Source organism: Bacteroides sp. 44_46 (genome assembly GCF_001915465.1).
GTDB lineage: Bacteria > Bacteroidota > Bacteroidia > Bacteroidales > Bacteroidaceae > Bacteroides > Bacteroides clarus.
The window spans coordinates 161,349-183,979 of record NZ_MNQO01000015.1 but is presented as its reverse complement, the minus strand read 5'-3'; the positions used below and the strand labels follow the sequence as shown (position 1 = coordinate 183,979).

Here is a 22,631-nt window from a genome sequence, read left to right as displayed (position 1 = left end):
CTTCTTGGGGCTGATCCTGCCTGGCGCTGTCGATTCTCAGACCTTGCAAATCCCCCTTGCACCCCCGGGGTGTTGGATACGTGTTGTCTCCCCGTCAGGACAGGACTTCGATGCAAATATAACCATTTTAAAGCGTAAGACAATGGATTTCAGCAAGGAATTGGAACAAAAGGTGAAAGAAGCCATAGAGGCAGTGCCTGAAGCGGTGGCTTCCACGGCAAAACGGTATTTTCTGGAACGTTTCGCGGAAAAGGCGTTTGACGGGGAACCATGGCAGACATGGAGTAAAAGATACAGACCCGGAAGGGGGACGCTACTCGTACAAAGCGGGGCATTACGCAAGAGCATCGATATTGACGAGATCAGCGCCCGCAGGGTAGTCATTACCGCCGGAGGCGACAGGGTACCTTATGCACGTGCCCATAACGAGGGATTCTCCGGCAGCGTAGTGGTAAGAAGCCATGAGCGCGTGTCCCGGAAAGGAAAGCCGTATGTGGTGAAACAGCACGCCCGGAAAATGCTGATACCTCGCCGCCGGTTCATGGGAGAAAGCCGTGAATTGGAAACGCTCATAAAAAAAGATGTGGAACAACTGTTTAAAAATGCAATGGAACGATGAAAAAGGAAATCTTGAAAACTGTAATGGAACGTATTCGTGAAAAAGTGCCGGAACTGCGCTGGGTGGATGCCGACGAGGGGCAGCTGGATTTTCAGGACAGCCGGCCGCCTGTGGCATTCCCGTGCTGCCTGGTGGAACTCAGCTATCCGGGAGCGGAAAACATGTCGGCGGCACATCCCGGAATGCAGCGTGTACAGGTTTCCCTGGAGCTGAAAATCGGCTTTAACGACTGTGCTTCGTTCAATGTGAACAAGCCCCTGCAGGTGCAGGAGACGGCTTTCGCAAGGCTCGATATGGTAGAAGCGCTGCATAGGGCGGTACAGGGATTCAAAATGGAGAACTGCGCCAAGTCATTCAGAAGAGCGCGGTGTAGGCCACAGAAGAGACCGGACGGGCTCAAAGTCTATGAGGTTGTATATATAGCCGATTTTATAGATAATATATAGACTACCATTTCCAACTGGGAAACATACGGCGGAGCTGGCGGACAGTGGCATGGGTGCTGCAGAGCCATTCGAAGAAATCGGCGCATTCAAGCCAGGCGTTGTTGATGGTACGCTCGTCGACGAAGAACTCGTTTTCCGCGAGGATGATCATTACGTCGTCAAGACGGCGGCGCATAATCTCGCGCCAGTAGTACAAACGGGCTGTCATCACACGGTTACGCAGGCGGATACGCTCGCCGCGACTGGCAGCGCTGCGACGCAACGGAGTGCTTGAAAGCTTGCCGCACCGTTCGTTGAAACCGAGCTTGCCGCATGGAAAAAGTTCTAACTGACTGCCCATATCCTGAAAAAATGAATTGTAACCCCTGAATACTCTGAAAACCTGATACAAAGATACGTAGTATGACACATATATGCAACAAAGAGCGCCATATCAAATATTACGGCACTTTCTAAGGCGGGAAAATAAAGCAGCCGTTACAAGAGTACTTGTAGCGGCTGCTCTTCTTTACGGGGCTTAAACGGTACTGTTTCACTCTGCCTGTTGATAATAACTGCAATACCCGTCCTCATTTACATTCAGGTCTATAAAAGGAATCAGGCGGCATTTGGATATATTGCCCCCATCCATGGAACGATAATAATATTTGCAGTTACCGCATTTCCTCGTTTCTTCACGGTATTCCATACGTTTAAGTAGCTCGGTTTGGAGCTCAGGACCTGTCAGTTTGAAATCTTTTTCTCTGTCCATAATTTTTATTTTTTCTGTTATCTGTAGAATATAAATTTATGTTCTACGTAAATACATCTATTCTCCCTGCAGTATTTCTCGACAGCCTTACGCGTCTTGAATCTCTTCTCTTTGCCGTCCTTGCCCTTGACGAACGCCATACCAAGTTCCTCACTGATTTTCAGAGGAACGAAAAATGTTTCTGTCTTAAATCGTTTCATTGCCTTTTGTTTTTATCGTTCATCTTATTTGCAGCATAACACCCCAGAACCTTCTTATAGGATATGATACAGACAATACTGTCGCTGTCATGTTCCACAAGGATGGTCCATTGACCGGTTCTGCCATCACTGAACACGTTCAGCCGGACCGGACGGCTACGGGGATACTTTTCATTCATCATCATTATCCTGTGCTCAATATCGCATTTCAGTGCCAGGAGCGAACTCTCGTCCTCTATCAGGTGGCGGTCAAACTGTTCTGCATACAGTTGTAGCTCACGGCCTTTCCTGTTAACATTTGCATAAGTCTTGACATAGTCTATAAAGTAACTCATAATCGTGTTTTTATATTAATTCTTTTATTTATCACAATCGCCATTGTGTTGTCTGTTATTGTCCATATTCGTTGCCGTTTTCCATTCCGTTCACGAATTTCCGGTATTCCAGTTCCGTTTTGGCAAGGTTTATCAGCGTGTTCACACCCTGGAATACCTGCTTCGCCTGACTGACATGCTCCGGAGAGGATTGGACATTCTCAATCTGTTGGAGTACCGTATCACGGAGTTTTTGGATGATACCGGGGTTCACCGTTGATACTGCATCCAACCGTTTGTTGGCAAGCACGATGACTTGTGTCGTAACGGGTTTGAACTGTTCCAGTTTGGCCGGAAGATTGATGTAATTGAAGACAAGCGTCTTGCCGTTGTTCAGGTAGATTTCCACCTCATCGCCGTCATCACCGGTTCCATCGCAGTAGCCCAGTACGACGACCTCTTCATTTCTGTACAGATATGGTTTGTTCACCATCCCCTGCAAACGTTCGAGTGTATTCATAATCGATTGTCGTTTATTGGTTGGTTATTGATTGTTTGATTCATTGATAGCCCTCGAAAGGCGTCCCTTCAGATATACAAGTTCCTTTACCTCTTCGGGCAGGTTGTGCAGGCTGTTACGCTGCATTAGCTCGGCATTGCTGATACATTCCAGGTTCTCAAGTGTGCAGTTCAGCGTATTGCCGTCGCGGAAAACGATATTGTAGCCTTTCGGAACCTGGCCATGCGCCTGTTGCCATAACAGCACATGTTTCGGTACCCATTTCCCCAAAGAGATACGCACATAAACGTACCGGTGTCCGTTTTTATCTTTACGGATAGTCTCGGCACCGTCATAAAGCGTATTGTCCGGCATGTGCCCTTTCTTAAACATGGTGGCCGAAACCTTGGCATATACCCCGGCGTTCATTTTCCTGCCTTTGTTGGCCGGCACGTGACCCTTTGGAAAACGGTGTGCCGTTCCACTGTCGGCAAGCTGCCTTGACATCTCATTTCGCAGGACTTTCAGATACTCCGGAGACTTCTTGAGCCCCAGACGGTTGGCAATATTATAAACAGAGGTAACCGGCATTCCAAGAAACCGGGCTACCTCTTTTGTCGGGTGGTGAGGGTACAGCCGGGTAATTTCGGCTTTCTCGTCCTCTGTGTAGATATGTTTTTTCATGATTGCTATGGTTTTGAAAGTTATTTTACCGTATACAGCCTGCAGCCCGTTTTCTCCTTCGCCCTTAAAAGGAAGCTGGCGGCTTCGTCACTGTCGACCACCAGCCTGACGGCGGTAAGGCCCTCCGTCTTGGGCTTCTGCAGAAGAAGTGAGCAGGGCTGGCCGTAGTAGTTCCAGTAGAAGATGAATTCGCCCAGATGGAAGTTGTCTATCTGGACGATATAGTTTTTCGGGATGCGCGGTGTCATATTTCCTGCTTTTTACCGAAACAGGTTTTCACTTCCCCGTCCGGAACCCACTCCACTGTAACGATACCTTTTACCCGTCCGGTTCCACCGCATTTTGGGCAGGGTATCTTTACCCGTTCATGGATAATTTCAGGATTCCAGAACCAGCCGTTACCGTGACAGTAACCACAGGCATACCCCGTATAGTAGCCTATGGTTTCTTTACCGGTACCGAAGTTCGGGGAACTGAGTACCAATATGTCTTTCTTCTCACTCATGCTTCGATATAATAGGTTTGGACAATTATGTGGTTGCGGAAGATATGTATCACCGTCCTGCCTTCATCCTGCCGGAGTTCGGTTTCCACAAAGCTGCGGCGGATGTCACCTTTTTCCATTAACGAACGGATTTCAGCGTCGATGAATGATTTCAGGTTACGGAAATCCTGCTCATTTCCTTTCAGTCCGGTGGCATCCAGCTGGCTGACCGCCAGCTGAAGCTTGAGAAGCCAGAGCGGCTTGTCATTGGGGATGCTTGATTTATAAGTTATCTTTGCCATTATTTTGTTCCGTTTTGCTCCTAATTAAACTACATCATTAATACAAATCTCTCCTTTCAGGACTCGCTCTACCTGTCGATCAATTATTTCCTGAAACTCTATTTGGCAAATAAGCGAGCAATCTGGTATAATTTCTTCGACTGGATCACCTCTCCATGTTGGTAGCTCATCGAGGAAGATGCGCCCGTACTTGTCTTTAAGACACGTAGCATTAATATCACGTTCTATCTGAGCAACCTCATTAAATACGTCTGGAAAGTCCTTTCGTATTTTATTCCAGTAACCCATGCCACCTTTCACACAACCGATACAGTTATTGTTATTGTACCCCATTGAGTACATTACAGGCCGTTTAATACCAGCTTTCCAAAGTATACCCATTGCATCTGGTTTTGTTATCTGCCTTTCAATAAGAGGAAATAAAGGCTTTGTACCAGGGTATTGTTGCTTTAGTCGGATAGCCCGATTTATCTCTTTCGGGTCGAAGTCGAAACCCCAAACTTGCCCGTCCCAGTGATGCAATTTTTTCTCCAGTTTATACCGGACTTGCTTCTTTAATTCAAATGTGCAAGCTGCGCCGGTTGGTCCGTTAATATACCGTCTTTTTAGCAGTACATCTTCTACGTTGAGATACTTATCGCTACGAATGATATGTATCGGCAGCCCATACCACTTTTCACAATCTACAAGGAACCTGGCGTTATCGGGATGTCCAGAGCCGGTTTCAATATAGTAGATATGTACATCATCATACAGACTTAATGCTATTTTACAAGCTACTGCGGAAGTTATTCCGCAAGAAAACCATGCTATTATCATATATTTTACTATTTTTGCCTCGTCCAAAAAAGGCTACGGGGACGTTAAATATTTAGTCTGAATTAAAACTTTTTTATATGGATAAGTTTAAAATTAGTGCTTAGCAACGTTCTCGCCTACAGAGCGTTGCTCAAAAGGCACTTAAATTCTTTTTGAAGTAGGTCGTTGCAGAACTGATTAAACAACTTATTCAGAATCAGTTTTAAGATAAAAAGCAAGTGATTATGGCACAAGGGTTCCACCTCTTCCCATCCCGAACAGAGAAGTTAAGCCTTGTTACGCCAATGGTACTGCTTAATAGTGGGAGAGTAGGTCGTTGCTTGCTTTTTATTAGTCCTGTTATCTTTATTGATAACAGGACTATTTTTTTATATTTGATTTTGCTCATTTTTTCTTTGTTTTGAGTTACTGTTTAAACTCCGGTAAAACACCGAGGTATAAGTACTTATTATCATTGGTTCTGTACACTGTTATGTAAAATAATACATCACCTTCACTTTTAATTGCATCACATCCTTGAACAAAGTCCCTTGAACAATATGCAGGACAAGTGATTTCCGCTATGTAGTTACATAACCGTTCGTCAATATAGTCACCCGGAGATAAAAACTCATCCAAGTCTTTATCCTGCTTAGCCCATTGTTTAAATGTCTTTTTCATTTCAGATCTGTTTTCCAGCCATTCAACCGATAGACCTCACGCCGGGCTTCCTCTTTCGTAAGGAATTCCCCGATCTTGGTCCCGGTGGAACCGGTGGCGTCACGTCGGATACGGTACACCACCCAGTTCCTGCCATGCGGCCGGTATTCGTAATATTCCTCAGGTAGATTGCTGCGCATCATTCTCTTTCTTGGGTTCCACATAGAACGTCTCTTCCTGTACAACCTGTACGCCGATCTTCGGGAAAAACTCGGCTACTTCCGGATTGTCCCGGTCAGCCAGCAGCTTGTCTTTTGCCAGTTCGTCCGTTGTACGGATATACTGGGGGAGAAGTTCCTTGCAGATGTTTGTTACCGCTGCCCATGTAAAACCTTTCAGGTTCTTCAGCTTCGGTGTGCCGGTACGGAAGCCGAATATGCCGTGGGCACTCTCAAGGCTTTTCCGCTTGGAAAATAGTTCTTCCTTGTTTTCTACGGCGTATGCCTGCATGATGTCAAAGTTCTTTTCCTTCATGGCAGACAGTTCTGCCAGCTGGTCCGCATATTTCTCGCGGATACGCGTCATCTCAATATCCATTTTTGAGGTGAGGTTCTGTACTTTGGCGTCGGCTGCCGCAAAATCCGCAAATGCCTGTTCCGCCTGTTCGCGGGTGATACCGCTGACTACTGTTTTCTTTGTTCTTGCCATAATAAATGTTTTATAGGGTTAATAATGTAGTTTCTTTCTTCTGTCCCGGTTTTGCTTGCGCCAGCGTTCCTTGGCGGCTGCCGTCTTGACCGGGGTGCTGTTTCCGTCCTGATCCTGTTCCAGATGAACGAGGCGTACCTGCTCGGCCCTGTACTCGTCAAGCAGCCGGTCGAATTCGGCCACCGAAAGGGAAACGGGACTTTCAAGCAGTTTTTCTTCCAGGATATTGATGCGTCCGCGGCATTCGGAAAGCCGGTTCTCCAATTCCCGATAACGTTCGGTGGTGTTGTAGGCAGCGGGCATGGCTATAAAGTATTACGAAGTTTTCTGATTTTCTTATCCAGCTCCCGGCGGCTGTAATAAGTGAACTTTCCTTTCTTGTAGCTGTGCACCAGTCCGCGGGAAGCGTATCCCTTGATTGTATTCTTGCTGCACGAAAGATAACGGCAGGCCTCGTTCTGTTTCATCAGGTCATCCATATCGGCATCCTCGGGCAATGGAAGAGGCGTACAGTCACCGGGAGCTGCCTTACGGCGTAGTCCCGTCCACTGTTCCAGGCGTTCGATGCGGGCCAGTAAACGGTTGAACTCTTTGCGTGAGAGCGTTATGGTGTCGCTCTCTTCGTCAACTACACCCAATGCCCCGGCTGCGGAAAAGTCCGCCGCAGTCATGCTCTGTACATCCGGTACCAGTTCTTCCAGACCGATATGCCCGGCAGAAAACCGGGCGGCATCGCGGGCGGCGAAGAACACCTCTTCGTCACGGTGTTCTTCCGTCACTTCCATGACGTATTTCTGAAATACCTGCTGTTCGGTCATGCCACCCTGCAATACCTCGGCTTGTACGAGACTGAGCCGGTCGGCTTTATGGATCAATATCGCCACTGCCTGTTTGATTTCATTTTTCGTTCTCATATCGTTTCATTTTTTCGTTTCTTTTCCTCACGTCGCATCCATGCCTCCAGCTGCTTCTTGGTATCCTGTAACTCCCACAGTTTCATGGCGGTAACATCCTTGCGTGCCTTGCTGTATTTCCGTGCCCACATGTTGAGCTTCGCCACGTTCATACGATATTCGTCTTCATTGTCACTGGTGAAACCCTGATTGAGCTGCGGTATCATGAAAGAAAGGCGGTAGATGTCGCGGAACACGCTTTTCGCTTCCGCCAGTTGCATCGCCCTTGTTTTTTCATCCGGCGGGTTCAGCCTTTCCAACAGCTGCCGCGCCTCGTGCATCGTCAGTTCCCGGCTGCTTGCCGTACGTCCGGAAGTGAACTCATAGATACATCCGTGTCTGGCATCGTCATCCATACCGATGCGGTGGAAAGTGGCGTGCAGGGCTTTGAGCTGCTGGACACTGACCGGTTTTTCTTTATTCGTTCTCATCATTCAAAATCGGTTTTCCTCCGAAATAAATCTCCGCTTCTTCCGGCCAGATATCATAGTATCCTTTCGGGCCTATGAAACGGCCATGGGAAAAAGCACGTTTACCCTCTACGTAAATTTTCAGTGAAGCGTTGTACAAAACCTTCTTGGCTGTACGCCCGTCCGGATTCTGACCGCTGGCATGGCTGATGAAGATTAGCAGCTTGTTTCTGTGCTGCTCTTTGAATTTAAGGAACTGGGGGAAACTCATGTACGTATATTGGAAACTGTCTATTACCACAAAGTCCGGTGATTTCTGGCGTTTCAGGCGCAGACTGAGCTCGTCCATCGATTCACAGACCAATAAAAAACGGCGGTTTGTCTCCAGCATGTTGCTACGTCGTACGGTATTCTGCATGGTCAGGCTGATACCTTCCTCCAAACTGTTGTAAACTACACGACCATATTTGCACAATTCCTTGCAAAGCTTCATTACAAAAGAGGTTTTCCCGCTGCCTGACTTTCCCCAGACTATCCATACCCCGCGGCTTTCAGGAGTACCGAAAGCGTCGTACCATTCACCTTCGAATGGGAGCGTGTCAAATTTCATGGACAGCAGTTCACGTACCCCTTTGGCATTACGGGCAAAGGTCCTGGCATCATTCACCGCCTCACTCATTGTTCCGTACCTCCTTTCATCCGTCTGGCTTCCAATATGCGTTTGCAGGCATGTACGACCCGTTTCACCCGACGGAGATCATATTCCCCCTGTTGTGCCTCACGCAGTACGCGCTTTATTTCAGCCGGTTCTGTCAGCCCGTTGGCCCGGCAGATGGCATACACATCCTGTTCCGTTGCGACGCTGACATCAAAGAACTTGCGGCCGATACGGCTGTTTATCTCCTTGTAACCTTTCTTGTTATAGCGCAGGCCATTTTCCACCCGGCGCTTGATGTAGTCGGTGGAAAGAAAGACGATCCCCGCTTTATTCTCCAGGCGGTTGTATATGCTGATGAAGTAGGAAAATACACTGTCCGTCAGTTTGTCGCCTTCGTCAAAAATAATAAGCGGGTTCTGGAGAAAGGCTATCATGGAAATGGCATATTCCAGAATGTCACGCAGGTTGGTCCCGTCCACCGGAGCGCCGACCTGTTTGGCGATTTCCCGAACAAAATCGCTCTTTTTCATATCTTCAGAGCAAAGGATATAGAACACATTGCGGTGTGTACGGCGGTACTCGATGGCGGCGGTCGTCTTGCCGCAGCCTGCATCACCCACTACCCAGGTGGTATTCTTGTAGGCCTGTGCGTCTGACATCGCGAAAGTGATCCGCTGGAAGGCATTGCTTTCAGTCAATGTCCAACGGTCCATGCTGAAACCGATCTGTGCGGCTATACGGCTGAACATGTCATCACTGATACTGGTGTACTTCTGATTGCAGATTTGTGATACGGTTGCGGCACTGACACCGTTCAGGCTTTCGCTGGCACGGTTCTGGCTGGGATAGTTGCCGCAATATTCCAACAGTGCGTCACGTATGGCGTCCTTGTCTTGTTTACTGAGTTCTTTCATTTTTGAATGGTATTTAATTGATTATTGAATACTGGTTAATTGTCATTGAGGAACGACAGGTACATTTCAGCTTCAGTCATGCCGGAAACCAGCTTGGTGTATTCACCCGGGGAGGCAATGCCTGAGGAGAACTCCTCCGGTTCGGGTTCGTAGGTTCCCGGTCCGACACCTTCGGGATAGGCAACCGGAGCTTTCAGCTCCTCGTTGGCGTACTGTTTGCGTTGCCGTTCCATGTTCTTCTGTGATTCACCCACAGGGAGAGGCATCACAAGCTTGGTATAGGCTTCACCTATGCTTTCCTCAAGCAGCAGTTCCTCGCTGGCGATATAGTGCCCGGCAAGAGCACGCTTTTGGGCGCGTATCTGGGCATAGAGTCGTTCGCTCTCCTCCGTACTGCGTTCTGCAGTAGCACGATGGAAGACGACTTTCGGAGTGGCGGTAGCGGCATACTTCAGCCTGTCGCCCGCACAGACTTCCCACAGTTCTACGGAGGTCATGTCCATGGGATCGTACTTGTAGCGGAAACTGACGCCCACATTCTGCATGTGGAAGCCCATATCCACCTGTCCGGATTCGTCGTAGACCATGTAACGGTACTCCTTGTTGTTACGGCTGAATACGAATCCCTGTTTGCCGTACTTCACGCTGTCCTTGCTGAGGAGCTTGAAGAGTTCCCGCACCTCGTATTCGTCCAGCTGTTCGGCTTTCGGGCTGTTGAGGGTCGTGTACATTTCCATGCGGGTCATCCCCGTCTCACTGGTGGGATGCGGCATACTGTTCCATTCACGACGGCATTCCAGGTATTGCTCTTTCATCTCTTCCAAAGTAGGGAGCTGCGAGATGTTTTTCATTATCAGGTCGATATTGACATGACTGCTCTCTTTGGTGGCGGTCACGTTTTGGCCGGTATAGTTGTAGAGTTTGTGCATCACCTGCTGCTGGAAACGTCCGAAAGCGCTTTCGATGGTTTTACTCTGACCGTTGTGAGGCATGGTGGTTTTGTGCAGGTGGCATATCTTCTTGAAAAAGGCCTGTGCTTCCGGCTTTTTGTGCCCGCCCTGGTTATCGGTAACTATCTCATAAGGTTTAACTTTCCACGTTTCCAGCGCCATACGGTAGGCCTCATATTGTGTGAGGAAATTCTCCGCACCAAAGGAGTAGCCCAGGAACATTTCCGAACAGGCGTCCATCACCTCGTACACATCGATGGTACGTGCCACCATACGTTTGTTCTTTTTGTCGTAGTCCTTGTAATAGAGATTCAATTTCGTACCGTCACCGTACCATAAAGTATTGGGCATCTGCGGAAGTTTTGTGTCAAATTGCGGCATGAACTCGTTCTTGAAGGCGATTTCACCATGTACAACGCCATACCACCACAGTTTGATGCTGGTCTTGTAGAGGTAGTTGATGACTGTCTGGGGGGATTCTACCGGTTTCAGCCTGTCTTCTTCACAGGTGACACGCGCATTGCGTTCCGCCACAATACGGTTGAACTCGTCGAATATCTGCATGTCGGTATATACCGGAAACTTGCTCCGTTTCAGCCGCAGCAGGATACGCCCCTCACGGGGGCCTATCTTGCGGGCGCTCTGATTGCCGGTAGTACCGTTTACCAACGCCACGTAACCCCGCTTCTTGTAGTCCCTGAACTTTTCCAGCAGGCGGGATTTGCTTTTTGGAAGTGTATGGTTGAAAGATTTGCGGAGCTCTTCACATAAGGATATGACGGTATTGCGTACCAGGCTTTTGTGGGTATAGCCGTATTCGCTGTGCTTGTTCTGTAGTCCGGTTTCCTGTACTATCATGGCATTCATGACTTTGGCGTTGAGCACATATTCCTTCTGACGATCTATGGAAATCTTGGGAGTATAGGTCTTGTAGAATTCCACAGCCTTGTCATCACTTTTCAGACGGATATTCATAGGGTTGGTTTGTTCTTTTTTGAGTTGTTTTTTTATATCAGGCAGTTTTTTTTCTACAACAGAGCGAAGTGCATCCGAAAGGGTCTCATAAGCCACAAGCACCTTACGTCCGTTACCACCTTTCTGTAAAACCTGAAACTTGCGTTCACGAACATGTTTATCAAAATTAGATTTGCTCATAATACCACTACGAACAAGTTCATCAAACGTTATACATAATGTCTTTCCAAACATTTCCATAATCAGAAACTTTTCTCTTTTATTTGTGCAAGCCCCGGCATCGAACCGGAGCGAAAGCCACCCGTTACAGGCTCTTTTCCTGCTCTTTATTGGGGATATTCATCGAAATGCCAATCACTGCAGCCAATGCTACCATGATAAAGGCACTTGTATTGTCTCTCTCTGTGGCATCCACATTGCAACCCAGCCAGAAACCGTAAATCAAACCTACGGCAATAGCGACCTTTTGGATTTTTCTTAATGTTTTCATATCCTATACCACTTATAGGGTTATTACTTTTTCATACGGATTATCTATCAATGTAACTTCATACATTTTACATCCATGATTCAATGCATAAGCGCGAAGAGTTTTCGCAAATGGTGAGTTCGTTTCAAAATTCAATGCCGAACGCACTGTACGTGTAGTGGTAAAAAACTGTTTGGCAATGGCTTCTTGTTGTGAAGCGTCTGCCTTGATGAATCTTTCCTTTTCTGCCATTGTATTTCTGTTTATAAAGTTAATTCTGTATATTTGGAGCGTTTTCCATTTGGATGACGATGCAAAGCTATACATTTTGTAGATATACACCAAATGTTTTTGCAGAAAATATATACAATATGTAGATTTTAATACATTGATATGGATAAAAAAGGTATGTTAGATGCTATGGTTACTCACTATACAAGTGGTAACAAGGCTAAATTTGCCCAACTATTAGGGGTTTCAGCACAAACCATTAGCGCTTGGGGAGCTCGTAATACGTTTGATTCCGAATTAATATATACAAAATGTATAGGTTTGTCTCCAGATTGGCTCCTTACAGGTGAAGGTTCCATGCTTCGTGTTGATGATGTAACAACCCCAGAACCAATTCCCTGTATTAATCAAGAATACAAAGGTGCTCCTTATTATAATGTAGATTTCATAGGTGGTTTTGAGTTTGTTTCCAATGACCAGACGCAACTACCGGACTATTATATAAACTATCCGCCATACAACAAACCGGGAGTAATGTGGTGTAACCTTACCGGACATTCCATGGAACCAGAGATAAGCAATGGAGACGTAATAGCACTGAAAGAGGTTAAATCTCCCATAGAATACCTTCCTGCTGGCGAAATATATGGTATCATAACAGATGATTACCGTACAGTAAAACGTATTCGTCCTGGTGAACAAAAAGGTTTTGTGCGTCTCATTCCAGCAAACAAGTCCCCTGAGTTCTGCGAACAAGAAATTCCAGTCGAAATGATTCGGCGGGTATTTGCTGTTTTAGGGAGTATCCGTAAATTCTTTTAAACAATGCTCCCGGTACAATTACCGGGAGCGTTTCCATTAACAATCAATTACCTTAAATCTCCGTACGTTTAATTCCCTCAGACGGAGTGCTGAATAGTGGGAACGTTCGTCTCTACCCTCAAAAACCATTGTGGTTGCGTGCTATCAATGTAAAGTAAAGAAAGAGCATTCAAACAGTAATTAACAACCATTTATAACAATAAGTTATGGAACTACAAGAATTTGTAAAAGAAACATTATTGCAAATCACTATTGGAGTAAAAGAAGCACAAGAAGCAGTAAAAGAATATGGTGCAGTTGTAAATCCCAAGCAGTATAAAAGTACGTCAGATGCAACCAATGCAAGGGTGAAAAATGAATACTATCCAGTTCAAAATATTAATTTTGAAGTTGCATTAACATCATCTACTGGAGAAGAAAATAAAAGTGGAATAGGTGTATTGCTTGGCAGTTTTAATATTGGTGCCAATAAGAATGACGAAAGCAAGTCTGTGGCAGTTACGAGCATAAAGTTCAATATCCCTTTAGTCCTTCCTGCTGAAGATGACGGAAATACACAAACAAGCCATCAACCTATTATCGCATACGGAAGAAACACCCGAAATAATAACTGGTAATCATTTAATGGGAAATCCATAATCTTCTTTTTCCACGATAAATTTACATATTCGATTTGCCAACTTTGTAGTCTCTATAATATCAGGGCAATGGTTTTGGTTAGACAACAATAATGATATAATTCTCCTCTTTAGACGATACCGGAATCTATTTTTTAGAAATCTAATCATAATCGAAACTTTTAAATGCTCCCGGCACAATTACCGGGAGCGTTTCCAACAACAATCAATCAATTACCTTAAAATCTCCGTACGTTTAATTCCCTCAGACGGAGCACTGAATAGCGGGAACGTTCGTCTCTACCTTCAAAAACCATTGTGGCAGCAACAAGACTCGAACTTGTGACAAAAGAGCTGCGCACATGTATTATCACGTATGCATATCTGTGCTCTACCAACTGAGCTATACTGCCAATTATTTGTGACGCGCACGCGTTTATGACGCTAAAATAGCATTTATTTTATAAATATCTATTATAAATCAAGCACTTATAAAAGAGGCACAACCGTATCACTTACCAAAATAACTATACTATCCCCCTATAAATGTCTATTTAAACGCCTAAAAACATAATTTAAAAGGAAACATCATATAAAAAACATACCTCAAAAACATAGTAAAAAGTATGCCCAACTTTTTCACAGGTAAATAATTTACACATAAAAGTATGTCCAACTTAGTATGCCCAACAGTATGCCCAACTCACTATTTAACATTTCGACACTCTATTATTTCCTCTTATTATTATTACTGCTTACCTTAATTTTATTGAATAGATACTCGCTTTTTCTAAACACTTTAAACAGTATATTTTTCGACTAAAATAGTTCTATATAATAATTATTTAGAATATATTTGTATAAAGAAACATCTAAATAATGAATTTATGACTAAGGTAATTCACGTACATCTCATTTTCGAGAAGAAGGACTACTATTTCGGCAGTATCAGCGCCATCTACACCGTTCTAAATGACGCTCAAATAGGTATCAAAAAGAACTCTTTACTTCATGCTGGTCTCACTGATGGTGGCGTTAAAATAACCCGTAGAGCCATTATCAAGCAGTCTCACCTTATTCGTAGTACCCAAGAGTAACCTCACACCAAACCGCACAGAAAAGGGCTGAATTGTGCCTCAAAAAGCATCAATTCAACCCTTCGTGTTACTCTAATATCATTTTTGCTGTTTAGAACTTCATAGAAACTCTATTAAATTAGCCCATAATATAAGCAAATATAACGGAACGTTTTGAGTATATAAAATCTGTATTTTTGCGTCAATTCCTTTATTTATAGGCATTTCAACGACATTCAGCCTATCTCCATTTACGCACAAAGTGATTTATCCCCCGTATGATATGATATTAACTTCTTAGGATGTAATAAGTTAACATCCTTTCCGCATGATTATTAACTTACTGTAACCGATCGGTCATGACGGGGTGTTACGGGAAAAAAGCCTGCATTTATAAACTCCGCAAAAAATAGTGATTACACAATAAACACTTTTCGCACAGAAATTTGTACTTTTGCACTCCGTTTAATGAATCCGAATAGAAAACTTTAAAAACAAAATAGAATGGCAGTAGAATTGAAAGACCTGACCAAACGTAGCGAGAATTATTCTCAGTGGTACAACGAGTTGGTGGTAAAGGCCGATTTGGCAGAGCAGTCGGCTGTGCGCGGATGTATGGTAATCAAGCCTTACGGATACGCAATTTGGGAGAAGATGCAGCGTCAGCTGGACGATATGTTCAAGGAAACAGGACACGTAAACGCTTATTTCCCCTTACTTATCCCGAAATCATTCCTCAGCCGCGAAGCGGAACACGTGGAAGGCTTTGCCAAAGAGTGTGCCGTAGTAACGCACTATCGTCTGAAGAACGACCCGAATGGCGGCGGCGTAGTGGTAGACCCCGCTGCAAAGTTGGAAGAGGAGCTCATCATCCGTCCCACTTCGGAAACTATCATTTGGAACACCTATAAGAACTGGATTAATTCGTACCGCGACCTGCCTATCCTGTGCAACCAGTGGGCAAACGTATTCCGTTGGGAAATGCGTACCCGTCTGTTCCTTCGTACTGCCGAGTTCTTGTGGCAGGAAGGCCACACGGCGCACGCCACTCGCGAGGAAGCCGAGGAAGAAGCGGTACGTATGCTGAACGTCTACGGTGAGTTTGCCGAGAAATACATGGCAGTGCCCGTCGTTAAGGGTGTGAAATCTGCCAACGAACGTTTTGCAGGTGCTCTCAATACCTATACTATCGAGGCGATGATGCAGGACGGTAAGGCTTTGCAGAGCGGTACTTCCCACTTCCTGGGACAGAATTTCGCCAAAGCTTTCGATGTACAGTTCGTCAACAAAGAGAATAAGCTGGAATATGTATGGGCTACTTCCTGGGGCGTATCTACCCGTTTGATGGGTGCGCTTATCATGACACATTCCGATGATAACGGTCTGGTGCTTCCGCCACACCTGGCCCCGATACAGGTAGTTATCGTGCCTATCTATAAGAATGCCGAAATGCTTGCCAAGATTGACGAGAAGATTGCCGGTATCGTAGCCAAACTGAAATCAATGGGTATCTCGGTGAAGTACGACAATGCCGACAACAAGCGTCCGGGCTTCAAGTTTGCCGATTACGAGGTGAAGGGTGTACCTGTTCGTCTGGTTATGGGCGGTCGTGACCTGGAGAACAATACAATGGAAGTGATGCGCCGTGATACATTGGAAAAAGAAACCCGTTCTTGCGACGGTATCGAAGAATACGTAAAAGACCTGCTCGAAGAAATTCAGGCAAATATCTATAAGAAAGCGTTGGATTATCGCAACAGCCGCATTACTGTGGTAGACAGCTACGACGAGTTCAAGGAAAAGATTGAAGAGGGCGGCTTTATCCTGGCTCACTGGGACGGTACAACCGAGACCGAAGAGAAGATAAAGGAAGAAACCAAAGCTACCATCCGCTGTATTCCGTTTGAATCTTTCGTACCGGGCGATAAGGAGCCGGGCAAGTGTATGGTTACCGGTAAGCCGTCTGCCTGCCGCGTGATATTCGCACGTTCTTATTAATCGGATATTTTCATCCTGCGGAACGGATTTTTCCGTCCCGCGGTACCAATCAACTCATCCCGTGAGACGAATCCGTTCATCTTACGGGATGATTTTTTTTATCCCGTGAGATAAAATTGTAACCTTTCCCACATACATCTGAAACAGCTTTCGGACATCTTTGTATCGTCAAAAAGAAAAGAGATATGAACATGAAACCGAATGGAAACGATTACACCGTAGAGGCGGCTGCCGGCGGTGACTTTTACCGAAAACGTGTAAAGTAAACAACATACAAACTGTACAAAGATGAAAGTTCTTTTTATTGTTCAAGGAGAGGGGCGGGGACATCTCACCCAAGCCATTGCCATGGAAAGGCTTCTGCGCCGCAACGGACATGAAGTCGTGGAAGTGCTGGTGGGTAAAAGCAATTCCCGTCATCTGCCCGGATTCTTCAATCGCAGTATTCAGGCTCCGGTGAAGCGCTTTCTCAGTCCGAATTTCCAGCCGACACCTGCCAATAAGCGGGTGAGCCTGTCGCGCAGTGTGGCGTACAACCTTGTCAAAGTACCGGCCTATCTGCAAAGTATGCGCTACATTCATCGGCGCATCAAGGAAACCGGCGCGGAACTGGTCATTAACTTTTATGAACTGCTGGCCGGACTTACTTATCTGGCGTTTCGTCCGTCCGTGCCTCAAATCAGTATCGGTCACCAGTACCTCTTTCTGCATCGCGATTTCGGATTTCCCGCCAAGAGCCGGTGCGGTTTGTGGCTTCTGCGTTTCTTCACCCGGCTCACCTGCATAGGAGCATCCCAAAAGCTTGCGCTCTCCTTTCGTGAAATGGAAGACGATGAACGTGCCCGTATTCGTGTCGTACCTCCGCTGCTTCGCCGTGAAGTGCTTTCCTGCGAGAGCGTAGAGGGTGATTATCTGCACGGATATATGGTGAATGCCGGTTTCGGCGAAAACATAAAGGCGTGGCATAGGGAACATCCGGAAGTGCCGCTCCATTTCTTTTGGGACAAGCAGGATGAAGCGGAAGTGTGTAAGGTGGATGATACGCTGAGCTTTCATCAGATTGACGATATGAAGTTTCTTCACTATATGGCGGGGTGCAGGGCGTATGCCACAACCGCAGGGTTTGAATCGGTTTGCGAAGCGATGTATCTGGGCAAGCCTTTACTGATGGTTCCCGCACATATCGAGCAGGATTGTAACGCATACGATGCCGCCCGTACAGGAGCGGGCGTTGTTTCTGACGAATTCGATTTGCGGCGGTTGCTGAACTTCTCCGAGAATTATAGGCCGGACGCGCATTTCCGCTATTGGGTGCAAAGCTGCGACCGACGGATAATGCATCATATAGAGGCGGCTATGTGCTTGTCACACTATCCCTCTCCGGCCTTTCCTTATCCGTGTTGCAGTCTGTCCGATGTGGCGCTGTGATACTTGTTGCATACGGTATGGGTAGTGAAGTGATGCCATACCGCATGCGTGATAAATATCAGTCCTTACGCTTCTCCTTCAATCTCTTTAGCTTCCACTTGTTCCAGAAGAGCAACTCATTCCATTTATTGAAGTCTTTCTTGAAGACGATACCTATGCCCTGAGTGGTGAGGTTGGTCTTGGTGTAGTAGCGGTCGTTGGTTTCGTTATACGCTTTCAGGCGTATGTCACCGGAACGGTTTACGAGCCATTCGGCCTGAAAGTCACCTACGAAGTTCGTGTTTGCCATCGGGTTGTCGCGATAGCCGAAGTTACCGTTGATAAGCAGGCGGTTGTTCAGCAGTTGCCCGGAGAGCATTGTCTCGAATTCCATGTCGGTCCAGCCTTTTTCTCCGGTACTGAAGTTCGTGCCGAAGTTCCAGTTGTTGCTGTCTATAATCTGTGAAAGCGCATTGTTCAACTGTCCGGACAGGGTGGAAGACAGTACGCTCGACATCATGTTGGAGTTGCCGGTGGCATCCACATTCTCCGGGGTATAGAACTTGCCGATACCCAGCAGGTAGAGTATCTGCATATTCATCTGCTCGTCCGTAGGGATATAGTTACGCACCAATGCCTGCACTTCATCGCGCTCGTTGGGCAGTTCCAGGCTCATTTTGATGTCCGGCGAGGTGAGTTGTCCGGTCAGAGCCATAAGGCAGTTTACCTTGATGCTGGTTTGATTGACGTAGTTGCCGGCGTCGGGTACAAGGTCGTTCAGCGAAGCGGAGTTCACGAGGTAGCCGGCCTGGATGTCGAGGGTGGCATCGAGCGGCGGTCCGTTGAAGGTGATGGTACTTCCGTCTTTGATGATGAAGTCCTTGCGGATTACTTCCTGCAAACTGAATTTATACACTCCCTGACTGATGCGATAACTGCCGAACATCTTCACATCTCCCTTATTGTAGAATTCGGTACGGATGTTCCCCGTACCTTTTCCGCTGATGTAGTCGCCTGCAATGGGGTCCATGATAATTTTCATGGTAGCGTCCGGGGTGGCGTCTATCAAGAGATTCAGACGGATATCGGTATCGCTTTCCTTTTCCCGGACTTCTTTCTGGGCTTGCTCGAACTCGGATATAAGTACGATGGAATCTTGGAGTACGCGGCGGGGCGTCTTGTCTACGAAGCGTATAAACTGGTTGCTGACTGCCGAGGCGACACCCTCTTTCATATAGGTGAAGTTGGTGTTGCGGTTGGTGGTCATTGCCACGTCGATGTTTACTCCCTCGGCTGCATTACCGGCAATGGTGGCGTTACCCGTACCATATACCGTGCCGTAGAAAGGAAAATCGGGAGACTCTTTGGTGTTCATTACCAGCATATTGTTGACATCGAATTGGAAACGGTATTCCAGATTCTTGAAATGTCGGTAATGCAGGTAGCCGTTGGCTCTTCCCTGATGTCCTTGCGTGTCAAAGATGCGGTTGTTGCGGAAAGTAAGCCCGCCCGGTTCGATAAGTATGCTGTCTTTCAGCGAGAAAGTGGTGTTGAGCACATCTACCTTTAGGGAAGCATCGCCAAACACACGCCCTTCCATTGTCAGCGCTTTGAATTTGCCGTAGAAATGTACGTGGCCGCTGGCGCGTCCGTTGAATTCGGGCGTGATGCTTTGCATATAGTGGTGGATGAACTTCAGGTTGGTACTGTCGGCCTCGATTTGCAAATCGAGCGAGCTGGTGGGCTTTATGGGGTAAATGTAGCCGTACACATGGCTCTTGGCGATGTCTTTCTCGCGTATGCGGGCATCCAGATAGATGCCTTTTACGTCGTGATGCCATTCTCCGTGTATGTTGGCATCACCTAAAAGTCCTTCGTTCAAGCCGAGGTTGCGGATGAACAGGTCGGTGCTCATTACGGGGGTTTTAAGTACGCCGCTGGCGTATGCAGGGCCGGTGGCTTCACCTTTGAAGTTGACGCCCAGGTCGGCTATGTCGAATACATAGCCTATGTTTATCTCTTTCAGGTTCAGGCGTACGGTGTCCTGCGGCTGTTCGGATACGGTTCCGTTGATACGTAAATGACGCTCTTTATGACTGAAATAGAAATTGTTGACATGTATCTTGCCCGAGTCCACAACGATTTGTGACGGGTGTATCTTCCAGATAGTGTCGTTGAGGATTACATTCGTCTCCTGCACATTGACAATCGTCTTCAGGGCGGGAATGTCTTTCTTGCCTTTGCGGACGGGCTTATGCTGTTTATCGTTATCCGTTTCTTGCGATGATTGTCGGATGAATTGCGTTACGGCTGCCAATTTGCCGCTGTATGTTACGGCGCTGCTGTTTCCCCAGTTGAAGATGGCTTGTATCTGGTCGTCTTTGGCCTTGGCTTCCAAAGCGACATTCATCGCGCCGGTTGCTTTCCGGTTAGTAAAGCGGACTTTTGCCTGGAACTGTTCGCCCGGATTTTCGCAGAGAATCACTCCCGATTCAAAGAACTTTTCTCCGTAGCTCAGTCGCGGGAAGTAACCTTCCATGCGCAGGCGTTGCGCTTTGTCGTTGAAGTAGCCTTTCAGCGTGGAGTGGGTATATACTTTCAGCGGTATCTGGAATACGGTGGACAGTATCTCCGTATTGTAGATGTGCAGGTCGAAATAGAAGTTGTTTTCGGTTTCCCGGGGTTTCTTGTCCGGCAATATCAAGGCGGGGATGTAACGCCGCATGATGTTGAGTACGCTGGTAGGCAGGGTCTGATAGGAGTAGTCCCCTTCGATAGTGCCTCGCAGGAAGTTGGAATTGATAGTCAGCCGTTTCTGACGCTCGTCATTCTGAGTGGCGGCAATCCGCAGGTTGTCCATGAAGAAGCTCTGGTCGGGAGCGGTGTATTGCAGGCTGTCAATGTTGATTTCACCGTTCATGTCGTTAATGGAACTTCCGGTGAAGTCGGCTTTTATCTTTACGGATATTTCCGTGTCCTTGTATTTGGGAGTAAGATGAAGGGTGTTCGGACGGAAATGGTCGACATCGGCGCGGAAGTTGAATGTCGGGATTTTGCCGGCTGTGTTGATGGAGCCGTTCAGTTGTATGGCGCCGTTCTCGTCGTCGAATGACACGTTTCCGTTGAAGCCGCCTTGTTTGTATTCACCGTCCAAAGTGATGTTTTCGTAGGTGTAGTCACTGTAATCTATGGACGCAACAAGCCCTTTCATCGTAACGGACGGGTATCTCTTGGCGTAATGGCTGCCTTTGACATCCATGTTGAAAGTAACTTTCCCGAATTTGTCGTTAGCCAACAGTTTGCCCAGCTCGAATTCCGCGGTCTTTACCGCGCCGGAATAGGAGAAATATCCCTTTTCCTTATCGGAACTGAACTTGACGTCTGTCTTTACAGTACCTATGTCCGTACGCACTTCACCGTAGGTAACCAAATCCGTGAAGTACCCGGATATTTCTCCCCGGAAGGATATCGTACCCAAATGCTGTAAGGCCGGCGGAACTCCTTTATAGTCTTTGCTCAGGTTGCGGACAAAGAATGCGATGCCGTCCGGATCGGCGTATAAATTGGACAGATTGCCGAATATATAAGCGTCTTGAGGATGTGAGAGGTCTTGCAAAGACACATCGCCTTTCAGCAGGAAATGGTTGTCGGCGGAGATTAGCAGCTTTGGGCAATTAAGCTGGTTGACCGTTCCGTCGGCTTCCGTTTCCAGTCGTAGTTTTTCTTTGAAAGGTTTGAAAGCGGGTACAAAAGCCGACAAGTCCTGCAACACGACTTCCGAAGGCAGCATACGGAATGAGAAGCGGACGTCATCGGCGAAATTGCCGAGAGAACCCAGACTGTCATACTCCATACGGATAGTATCCATTGCCAGGGAAGTGTTGGGTAAATCAATGGCAAAGTTCTCTATCCGCATGTTTTGGTTGTTGGCTACTATCTTAAGGCTCAGCTTCTTCAATTCAAAGCCGGAGTGTTCCTCTTCAACACTCATCCGCTTGATGGCGGCATTGATTGAGTCGCTTTGAAGCGCTTTCAGTGAGATGTTGGCAAGGATATTGGACAGACGGATGTGCTGCGGATTAAACTTTCCCGGAGTTTTTCCGGCAGAGAGGACATCATAGGATATTCTTCCGCGACGTATCAGCAGTGAGTTGATGCGAAGGTCCAGATTGCTCTTTTTCTTAACGGTGTCTTTGGAAGCGAAAGCGTCGAGTATAAACTGAAAATTGGTTTCAGCCTGTGGCGTAGGTCTTTCCAGATTGGCATTGAAACTGAACAGTTGCACGTTTCCGATGGATATTTTTCCGTTGAACAAGGGGAGTATCTCGAACTTGGCCGACAGACGGCCTATTTTCAGCAACTCTTTCCCCGATTGGTCGTTCAGTATTAAGTCATCAATGATGATTCGGTTCAGCAGGCCTATGTTTATCTGCCCTACAGTAAGCCGGCTGCCCAGTACGGAACTCAGTTCCTGGGCTACGAGTACGGACATCCGGTGCTGGACATAAGGAATGTTCAGCAATAAAATTATCCCGATATAGAGTCCCAATACTATACCGATTACCCAGCGTACTGTCGTTTTCAGCGTTCTGATAGGCGATTAATTTTTTGTTCAGCCAACAAAAATATGAAATAATACGTTATGGATACTACTTTTATCACTACTTTTGCAGCGTTTAAACGTAA

The 22,631-nt window shown here is 46.6% G+C and carries 29 protein-coding genes, 1 tRNA gene and 1 rRNA gene; 8 read left to right on the top strand and 23 right to left on the bottom strand.

Features of this window, described 5'->3' with window-relative positions; translation table 11 throughout:
* Positions 1–142: 142 nt before the first annotated feature.
* Positions 143–619, top strand: a complete 477-nt coding sequence (locus BHV73_RS08010; RefSeq protein ID WP_239419925.1) for a phage virion morphogenesis family protein — start codon at positions 143–145, stop codon at positions 617–619.
* Positions 616–1,065: a hypothetical protein gene (locus tag BHV73_RS08005; protein WP_087425870.1), complete on the top strand. Its 450-nt coding sequence runs from the start codon at positions 616–618 to the stop codon at positions 1,063–1,065. Before BHV73_RS08010 ends, BHV73_RS08005 begins: the two co-directional genes overlap by 4 nt.
* A gap of 1 nt (position 1,066) precedes the next feature.
* Here BHV73_RS08005 and BHV73_RS08000 read toward each other — a convergent pair whose 3' ends face one another.
* From BHV73_RS08000 to BHV73_RS07955, 10 genes are all read right to left on the bottom strand, one after another.
* Positions 1,067–1,474 (bottom strand): hypothetical protein, encoded by a 408-nt coding sequence (locus BHV73_RS08000; RefSeq protein WP_239419920.1) that lies wholly within the window; start codon positions 1,472–1,474, stop codon positions 1,067–1,069.
* Positions 1,475–1,597: 123 nt separating this feature from the next.
* Positions 1,598–1,816 carry a high-potential iron-sulfur protein gene (locus tag BHV73_RS07995; protein ID WP_087425869.1) on the bottom strand — a complete coding sequence of 73 codons (219 nt, stop codon included), beginning with the start codon at positions 1,814–1,816 and terminating at the stop codon, positions 1,598–1,600.
* Positions 1,817–1,833: 17 nt separating this feature from the next.
* Positions 1,834–2,016, bottom strand: a complete 183-nt coding sequence (locus BHV73_RS07990) for a hypothetical protein (RefSeq protein WP_087425868.1) — start codon at positions 2,014–2,016, stop codon at positions 1,834–1,836.
* Positions 2,013–2,351 (bottom strand): hypothetical protein, encoded by a 339-nt coding sequence (locus BHV73_RS07985; protein WP_009122610.1) that lies wholly within the window; start codon positions 2,349–2,351, stop codon positions 2,013–2,015. The genes BHV73_RS07990 and BHV73_RS07985 overlap by 4 nt, the downstream gene beginning before the upstream one ends.
* A 55-nt stretch (positions 2,352–2,406) precedes the next feature.
* Positions 2,407–2,850: a hypothetical protein gene (locus BHV73_RS07980; protein ID WP_087425867.1), complete on the bottom strand. Its 444-nt coding sequence runs from the start codon at positions 2,848–2,850 to the stop codon at positions 2,407–2,409.
* 24 nt (positions 2,851–2,874) lie between these two features.
* Entirely contained in the window at positions 2,875–3,513 is a 639-nt protein-coding gene (locus BHV73_RS07975; RefSeq protein WP_087425866.1) for an HNH endonuclease signature motif containing protein, read from the bottom strand.
* Between the two features lie 20 nt (positions 3,514–3,533).
* Complete coding sequence (locus BHV73_RS07970) at positions 3,534–3,761, bottom strand: hypothetical protein (protein WP_087425865.1); 228 nt, start codon at positions 3,759–3,761, stop codon at positions 3,534–3,536.
* Positions 3,758–4,018 carry a hypothetical protein gene (locus tag BHV73_RS07965; protein WP_087425864.1) on the bottom strand — a complete coding sequence of 87 codons (261 nt, stop codon included), beginning with the start codon at positions 4,016–4,018 and terminating at the stop codon, positions 3,758–3,760. Before BHV73_RS07965 ends, BHV73_RS07970 begins: the two co-directional genes overlap by 4 nt.
* Positions 4,015–4,299, bottom strand: coding sequence for a hypothetical protein (locus BHV73_RS07960; RefSeq protein WP_087425863.1), 285 nt, complete (start codon positions 4,297–4,299; stop codon positions 4,015–4,017). Before BHV73_RS07960 ends, BHV73_RS07965 begins: the two co-directional genes overlap by 4 nt.
* Positions 4,300–4,323: 24 nt before the next feature.
* Positions 4,324–5,118, bottom strand: a complete 795-nt coding sequence (locus BHV73_RS07955; RefSeq protein ID WP_087425862.1) for a phosphoadenosine phosphosulfate reductase domain-containing protein — start codon at positions 5,116–5,118, stop codon at positions 4,324–4,326.
* 214 nt (positions 5,119–5,332) lie between these two features.
* On the opposite strand from BHV73_RS07955, the gene rrf reads away from it, so the two are divergent.
* Positions 5,333–5,443, top strand: a 5S ribosomal RNA gene (rrf, locus tag BHV73_RS07950).
* An 80-nt stretch (positions 5,444–5,523) separates the two neighbouring features.
* On the opposite strand, the gene BHV73_RS07945 is transcribed toward rrf, so the two are convergent.
* The 11 genes from BHV73_RS07945 to BHV73_RS07895 all read right to left on the bottom strand — a co-directional run bounded on the left by BHV73_RS07945 (position 5,524) and on the right by BHV73_RS07895 (position 12,046).
* On the bottom strand, positions 5,524–5,778 hold the full coding sequence (locus BHV73_RS07945) for a hypothetical protein (protein WP_087425861.1): 255 nt from the start codon (positions 5,776–5,778) through the stop codon (positions 5,524–5,526).
* The gene (locus tag BHV73_RS07940; RefSeq protein WP_239419918.1) at positions 5,775–5,960 is read right to left on the bottom strand and encodes a hypothetical protein; all 186 of its coding nucleotides are present in this window, start codon (positions 5,958–5,960) and stop codon (positions 5,775–5,777) included. Before BHV73_RS07940 ends, BHV73_RS07945 begins: the two co-directional genes overlap by 4 nt.
* On the bottom strand, positions 5,938–6,465 hold the full coding sequence (locus tag BHV73_RS07935) for a host-nuclease inhibitor Gam family protein (protein WP_087425859.1): 528 nt from the start codon (positions 6,463–6,465) through the stop codon (positions 5,938–5,940). Before BHV73_RS07935 ends, BHV73_RS07940 begins: the two co-directional genes overlap by 23 nt.
* Before the next feature lie 18 nt (positions 6,466–6,483).
* Complete coding sequence (locus BHV73_RS07930) at positions 6,484–6,768, bottom strand: hypothetical protein (protein ID WP_087425858.1); 285 nt, start codon at positions 6,766–6,768, stop codon at positions 6,484–6,486.
* A gap of 2 nt (positions 6,769–6,770) precedes the next feature.
* A complete protein-coding gene (locus BHV73_RS07925; protein ID WP_087425857.1) occupies positions 6,771–7,379 on the bottom strand; it encodes a helix-turn-helix domain-containing protein in 609 nt (202 codons plus the stop codon).
* Positions 7,376–7,849 carry a hypothetical protein gene (locus tag BHV73_RS07920; protein ID WP_087425987.1) on the bottom strand — a complete coding sequence of 158 codons (474 nt, stop codon included), beginning with the start codon at positions 7,847–7,849 and terminating at the stop codon, positions 7,376–7,378. Before BHV73_RS07920 ends, BHV73_RS07925 begins: the two co-directional genes overlap by 4 nt.
* Positions 7,836–8,507: an ATP-binding protein gene (locus BHV73_RS07915; RefSeq protein WP_087425856.1), complete on the bottom strand. Its 672-nt coding sequence runs from the start codon at positions 8,505–8,507 to the stop codon at positions 7,836–7,838. The genes BHV73_RS07920 and BHV73_RS07915 overlap by 14 nt, the downstream gene beginning before the upstream one ends.
* Positions 8,504–9,400 carry an AAA family ATPase gene (locus BHV73_RS07910; protein WP_087425855.1) on the bottom strand — a complete coding sequence of 299 codons (897 nt, stop codon included), beginning with the start codon at positions 9,398–9,400 and terminating at the stop codon, positions 8,504–8,506. The genes BHV73_RS07915 and BHV73_RS07910 overlap by 4 nt, the downstream gene beginning before the upstream one ends.
* A 35-nt stretch (positions 9,401–9,435) precedes the next feature.
* Entirely contained in the window at positions 9,436–11,565 is a 2,130-nt protein-coding gene (locus BHV73_RS07905; RefSeq protein ID WP_087425854.1) for a hypothetical protein, read from the bottom strand.
* 64 nt (positions 11,566–11,629) lie between these two features.
* Entirely contained in the window at positions 11,630–11,815 is a 186-nt protein-coding gene (locus BHV73_RS07900; RefSeq protein WP_087425853.1) for a hypothetical protein, read from the bottom strand.
* Between the two features lie 12 nt (positions 11,816–11,827).
* Positions 11,828–12,046 (bottom strand): hypothetical protein, encoded by a 219-nt coding sequence (locus BHV73_RS07895; protein ID WP_039950950.1) that lies wholly within the window; start codon positions 12,044–12,046, stop codon positions 11,828–11,830.
* Between the two features lie 141 nt (positions 12,047–12,187).
* On the opposite strand from BHV73_RS07895, the gene BHV73_RS07890 reads away from it, so the two are divergent.
* On the top strand, positions 12,188–12,847 hold the full coding sequence (locus BHV73_RS07890; protein ID WP_087425852.1) for a LexA family transcriptional regulator: 660 nt from the start codon (positions 12,188–12,190) through the stop codon (positions 12,845–12,847).
* A 206-nt stretch (positions 12,848–13,053) separates the two neighbouring features.
* Positions 13,054–13,464 (top strand): hypothetical protein, encoded by a 411-nt coding sequence (locus tag BHV73_RS07885; protein WP_087425851.1) that lies wholly within the window; start codon positions 13,054–13,056, stop codon positions 13,462–13,464.
* A 319-nt stretch (positions 13,465–13,783) separates the two neighbouring features.
* Here the strand turns inward: BHV73_RS07885 and BHV73_RS07880 are convergent.
* Positions 13,784–13,877, bottom strand: a tRNA-OTHER gene (locus tag BHV73_RS07880).
* Between the two features lie 474 nt (positions 13,878–14,351).
* On the opposite strand from BHV73_RS07880, the gene BHV73_RS07875 reads away from it, so the two are divergent.
* The 3 genes from BHV73_RS07875 (at position 14,352) to BHV73_RS07865 (ending at position 17,966) form a co-directional block, all read left to right on the top strand.
* Positions 14,352–14,561 carry a hypothetical protein gene (locus tag BHV73_RS07875; protein WP_039950951.1) on the top strand — a complete coding sequence of 70 codons (210 nt, stop codon included), beginning with the start codon at positions 14,352–14,354 and terminating at the stop codon, positions 14,559–14,561.
* A 483-nt stretch (positions 14,562–15,044) separates the two neighbouring features.
* Positions 15,045–16,538, top strand: coding sequence for a proline--tRNA ligase (proS, locus tag BHV73_RS07870; protein ID WP_009120873.1), 1,494 nt, complete (start codon positions 15,045–15,047; stop codon positions 16,536–16,538).
* A 288-nt stretch (positions 16,539–16,826) separates the two neighbouring features.
* Complete coding sequence (locus BHV73_RS07865) at positions 16,827–17,966, top strand: glycosyltransferase family protein (RefSeq protein WP_087411980.1); 1,140 nt, start codon at positions 16,827–16,829, stop codon at positions 17,964–17,966.
* Between the two features lie 58 nt (positions 17,967–18,024).
* On the opposite strand, the gene BHV73_RS07860 is transcribed toward BHV73_RS07865, so the two are convergent.
* Positions 18,025–22,437, bottom strand: coding sequence for a translocation/assembly module TamB domain-containing protein (locus tag BHV73_RS07860; RefSeq protein ID WP_195621441.1), 4,413 nt, complete (start codon positions 22,435–22,437; stop codon positions 18,025–18,027).
* Positions 22,438–22,631 lie beyond the last annotated feature (194 nt).

What these genes read in the sequence shown, in the direction of transcription:
- BHV73_RS08010 (WP_239419925.1), top strand. Translation starts at nt 143, where the DNA reads ATGGATTTCAGCAAGGAATTGGAACAAAAGGTGAAAGAAGCCATAGAG.
- BHV73_RS08005 (WP_087425870.1), top strand. Translation starts at nt 616, where the DNA reads ATGAAAAAGGAAATCTTGAAAACTGTAATGGAACGTATTCGTGAAAAA.
- BHV73_RS07995 (WP_087425869.1), bottom strand. Translation starts at nt 1,816, where the DNA reads ATGGACAGAGAAAAAGATTTCAAACTGACAGGTCCTGAGCTCCAAACC.
- BHV73_RS07990 (WP_087425868.1), bottom strand. Translation starts at nt 2,016, where the DNA reads ATGAAACGATTTAAGACAGAAACATTTTTCGTTCCTCTGAAAATCAGT.
- BHV73_RS07985 (WP_009122610.1), bottom strand. Translation starts at nt 2,351, where the DNA reads ATGAGTTACTTTATAGACTATGTCAAGACTTATGCAAATGTTAACAGG.
- BHV73_RS07980 (WP_087425867.1), bottom strand. Translation starts at nt 2,850, where the DNA reads ATGAATACACTCGAACGTTTGCAGGGGATGGTGAACAAACCATATCTG.
- BHV73_RS07975 (WP_087425866.1), bottom strand. Translation starts at nt 3,513, where the DNA reads ATGAAAAAACATATCTACACAGAGGACGAGAAAGCCGAAATTACCCGG.
- BHV73_RS07970 (WP_087425865.1), bottom strand. Translation starts at nt 3,761, where the DNA reads ATGACACCGCGCATCCCGAAAAACTATATCGTCCAGATAGACAACTTC.
- BHV73_RS07965 (WP_087425864.1), bottom strand. Translation starts at nt 4,018, where the DNA reads ATGAGTGAGAAGAAAGACATATTGGTACTCAGTTCCCCGAACTTCGGT.
- BHV73_RS07960 (WP_087425863.1), bottom strand. Translation starts at nt 4,299, where the DNA reads ATGGCAAAGATAACTTATAAATCAAGCATCCCCAATGACAAGCCGCTC.
- BHV73_RS07955 (WP_087425862.1), bottom strand. Translation starts at nt 5,118, where the DNA reads ATGATAATAGCATGGTTTTCTTGCGGAATAACTTCCGCAGTAGCTTGT.
- BHV73_RS07945 (WP_087425861.1), bottom strand. Translation starts at nt 5,778, where the DNA reads ATGAAAAAGACATTTAAACAATGGGCTAAGCAGGATAAAGACTTGGAT.
- BHV73_RS07940 (WP_239419918.1), bottom strand. Translation starts at nt 5,960, where the DNA reads ATGATGCGCAGCAATCTACCTGAGGAATATTACGAATACCGGCCGCAT.
- BHV73_RS07935 (WP_087425859.1), bottom strand. Translation starts at nt 6,465, where the DNA reads ATGGCAAGAACAAAGAAAACAGTAGTCAGCGGTATCACCCGCGAACAG.
- BHV73_RS07930 (WP_087425858.1), bottom strand. Translation starts at nt 6,768, where the DNA reads ATGCCCGCTGCCTACAACACCACCGAACGTTATCGGGAATTGGAGAAC.
- BHV73_RS07925 (WP_087425857.1), bottom strand. Translation starts at nt 7,379, where the DNA reads ATGAGAACGAAAAATGAAATCAAACAGGCAGTGGCGATATTGATCCAT.
- BHV73_RS07920 (WP_087425987.1), bottom strand. Translation starts at nt 7,849, where the DNA reads ATGAGAACGAATAAAGAAAAACCGGTCAGTGTCCAGCAGCTCAAAGCC.
- BHV73_RS07915 (WP_087425856.1), bottom strand. Translation starts at nt 8,507, where the DNA reads ATGAGTGAGGCGGTGAATGATGCCAGGACCTTTGCCCGTAATGCCAAA.
- BHV73_RS07910 (WP_087425855.1), bottom strand. Translation starts at nt 9,400, where the DNA reads ATGAAAGAACTCAGTAAACAAGACAAGGACGCCATACGTGACGCACTG.
- BHV73_RS07905 (WP_087425854.1), bottom strand. Translation starts at nt 11,565, where the DNA reads ATGGAAATGTTTGGAAAGACATTATGTATAACGTTTGATGAACTTGTT.
- BHV73_RS07900 (WP_087425853.1), bottom strand. Translation starts at nt 11,815, where the DNA reads ATGAAAACATTAAGAAAAATCCAAAAGGTCGCTATTGCCGTAGGTTTG.
- BHV73_RS07895 (WP_039950950.1), bottom strand. Translation starts at nt 12,046, where the DNA reads ATGGCAGAAAAGGAAAGATTCATCAAGGCAGACGCTTCACAACAAGAA.
- BHV73_RS07890 (WP_087425852.1), top strand. Translation starts at nt 12,188, where the DNA reads ATGGATAAAAAAGGTATGTTAGATGCTATGGTTACTCACTATACAAGT.
- BHV73_RS07885 (WP_087425851.1), top strand. Translation starts at nt 13,054, where the DNA reads ATGGAACTACAAGAATTTGTAAAAGAAACATTATTGCAAATCACTATT.
- BHV73_RS07875 (WP_039950951.1), top strand. Translation starts at nt 14,352, where the DNA reads ATGACTAAGGTAATTCACGTACATCTCATTTTCGAGAAGAAGGACTAC.
- proS (WP_009120873.1), top strand. Translation starts at nt 15,045, where the DNA reads ATGGCAGTAGAATTGAAAGACCTGACCAAACGTAGCGAGAATTATTCT.
- BHV73_RS07865 (WP_087411980.1), top strand. Translation starts at nt 16,827, where the DNA reads ATGAAAGTTCTTTTTATTGTTCAAGGAGAGGGGCGGGGACATCTCACC.
- BHV73_RS07860 (WP_195621441.1), bottom strand. Translation starts at nt 22,437, where the DNA reads ATGTCCGTACTCGTAGCCCAGGAACTGAGTTCCGTACTGGGCAGCCGG.